General features: G+C 50.4%; 2 protein-coding genes and 1 pseudogene. All 3 read left to right on the top strand.

Annotated features, from left to right (window positions below):
- A pseudogene (locus tag PAT3040_RS22055) lies at window positions 1–316 on the top strand (Gfo/Idh/MocA family protein); the annotation flags it as partial.
- Window positions 317–395: 79 nt separating this feature from the next.
- The gene (locus PAT3040_RS22050; RefSeq protein WP_108994408.1) at window positions 396–1,130 is read left to right on the top strand and encodes a 6-phosphogluconolactonase; all 735 of its coding nucleotides are present in this window, start codon (window positions 396–398) and stop codon (window positions 1,128–1,130) included.
- Window positions 1,127–2,377 (top strand): Gfo/Idh/MocA family protein, encoded by a 1,251-nt coding sequence (locus PAT3040_RS22045; RefSeq protein ID WP_108994407.1) that lies wholly within the window; start codon window positions 1,127–1,129, stop codon window positions 2,375–2,377. The genes PAT3040_RS22050 and PAT3040_RS22045 overlap by 4 nt, the downstream gene beginning before the upstream one ends.
- Window positions 2,378–2,470 lie beyond the last annotated feature (93 nt).

Raw genomic sequence — 2,470 nt, 5'->3', positions numbered from 1 at the left:
CTCGTCGTCCTTGGAATGTAAAACGCCTTATAAATTCAACATCCACTTATTGGGTGAGAAGGGGGCGATTATGGACAATAAATTGTATAGTCATTTGCTCCCCGGCCAAACGGATTATGCGGTTATTCCTACGATTCTGCCAGATAGCGGAGATGTGTCGCATCATCCTTTCCGAATGGAAGTGGATGAATTTGTGCAGGCGATTTTGTACGGTAAAGCCACTCGTTGCGATTTCTTTGATGGCTATAAAACAATGGATGTCTGTTTCGCAATCGACGAATCGATCGCTAGCGGTCGAGGGATTATGATCTCCTGATATGGAAGCTGTTGAGAGACGTCAAATAGAGTCAAAGATTAACATCATTAAGATAACCATTAACGGAGGTAGTTTGAACATGAAACCAAAAGTAGCAGAGACAGCAGGAAAGCTTGGAGTTGCTGCGGCTGAGCAGGCTGCGGCGATCATTAACGATTGTATTGCACGGCGCGGATTGGCGAGAATCGTGTTGTCGACCGGAGCATCGCAATTTATGTTCTTAGAAGCGCTTGCATTGTGCAAAGTCGATTGGAGCAAAGTCGAGATGTTTCACCTCGATGAGTACGTGGGACTGCCGGTGACGCATCCGGCCAGCTTCCGTAAATATTTGCAGGAGCGATTTCTGTCCTATGCTGCCCGCGCCAAAGCCTATCTCGTTAATGGGGAGGCGGAGGATATTGACGCGCATATCGCGGAGCTGACTCGGGAGATTCGCCGTGCGCCGATCGACTTGTCGTTGATCGGAATAGGGGAGAATGCTCATATCGCTTTCAATGATCCGCCTGCCGATTTTGACACGATGGCTGCGTATAAAGTCGTTGAATTGGATGAAGCGTGCAAAAGCCAGCAGGTGCGCGAGGGCTGGTTTGCTTCAATTGACGAGGTGCCAAAGAAGGCAATTACGATGACGGTGCGGCAAATTCTCGACAGTGAAACGATTATTTCCTGCGTACCTTATCAAGTAAAAGCGAACGCGATCATGCTGGCCCTGAGAGAGGAGATAACCGAGCAGGTACCGGCATCCATTTTGAAGACCCATAAGGATTGGCGTCTATTTCTGGATCAGGAATCGGCCTCGGAGCTGAGTGCATGAAAAAGTTTGCAATCGTCGGCGCAGGCGGCAGAGCGATGCAAATGTTCGCCGTTCCGCTGACCGCCGAGCTAAAGACGGATGTGGAGCTTGTCGGCGTGTATGATGTTAATCCGGTCCGTGCCCAATTGTTAAGCTCCGCCGCCAACGGCATAGCCGTGTTTGACGATTTCGACCAAATGATTCGGGAGGCCAATCCGGATGCGGTTATTGTGACGACTCCGGACAGCTTGCATGATTATTACATTATCCGCTCTCTCGAAGCGGGGTGCGATGTCATTTCCGAGAAACCGATGACTACGACGGCGGATAAATGCAGGGCGATATTGGAGGCGGAACGAAGGACGGGCAAGAATGTAACGGTGACCTTCAATTGCCGCTTTATGCCTTATGTGGTTAGAGTAAAAGAACTGCTGAAAGAAGGGGCGATAGGCCAAATTCACAGCGTTGTCCTCGAGTGGTCGCTGGACAAAAACCATGGAGCGGACTACTTTCGGCGTTGGCATCGGCAAATGGACAACAGCGGCGGATTATTGATTCATAAATCGACGCATCATTTCGATATGATCAACTGGTGGCTGGAGGACGAGCCGGAGAGTGTGTTCGCAAATGCCGATTTGCTGTTCTATGGGCCGACGAGAGCCGAGCGAGGCGAGAGATGCTGGACATGCAGCCATCAATCGACTTGCGAATTTCATTATGATATTTCGGAAAGCGACTTTACAAGATCGATGTATCAGCAAGCAGAGCAGGCGGACGGGTATTATCGGGACCAGTGTGTATTCGGGGATGATATTGACATTTACGATACGATGTCGGTCAACGTCAAATATTCCAAAGGGACATTGTTGACTTATTCGCTGCAAGCGTATAGCCCTTACGAGGGCTGGAAGGCGACATTCGTCGGTACGAAAGGCCGGCTCGAAGCAGAGGATTATCAAAGCGGCTTCGAAAAGGGAGAGAGGAACGAAATACGCCTTTATAACAGCGCGGGGGAACGGATGACCTTGCACAGTCGGAAAGCAACGGGCGTCCATGGCGGCGGAGACCCTATTTTGCGCAAAATGATATTTACCGACGATGTGGCGGATCCGCTTGGGCAGCGGGCAGGTTCCAGAGCAGGCGCGATGTCGCTGATTATAGGCGCGGCCGCCAACCTGTCTATTGAAGAAAAACGGTTGGTTGCGATTAGAGAGTTGCTGTTAGAGGACTCCTATGGGGGAATGTCTGCAGCTTTTGAATCAAACTAGGGGGCTCTTCGACGCTTACTTGGATATGATCGATCATAAATAGAGGGCGGCAAATTCCTTGTCTTCACTCCAAATAACAGCGGGGCCGGCCCA

The sequence above is a fragment of the Paenibacillus agaridevorans genome, from assembly GCF_003112455.1.
GTDB lineage: Bacteria > Bacillota > Bacilli > Paenibacillales > Paenibacillaceae > Pristimantibacillus > Pristimantibacillus agaridevorans.
Note: the sequence above shows the minus strand (reverse complement) of the source record. Positions and strands in the feature narration are given on the sequence as shown.

Coding starts and splice junctions, on each gene's coding strand:
- PAT3040_RS22050 (WP_108994408.1), top strand. CDS start 396: ATGAAACCAAAAGTAGCAGAGACAGCAGGAAAGCTTGGAGTTGCTGCG.
- PAT3040_RS22045 (WP_108994407.1), top strand. CDS start 1,127: ATGAAAAAGTTTGCAATCGTCGGCGCAGGCGGCAGAGCGATGCAAATG.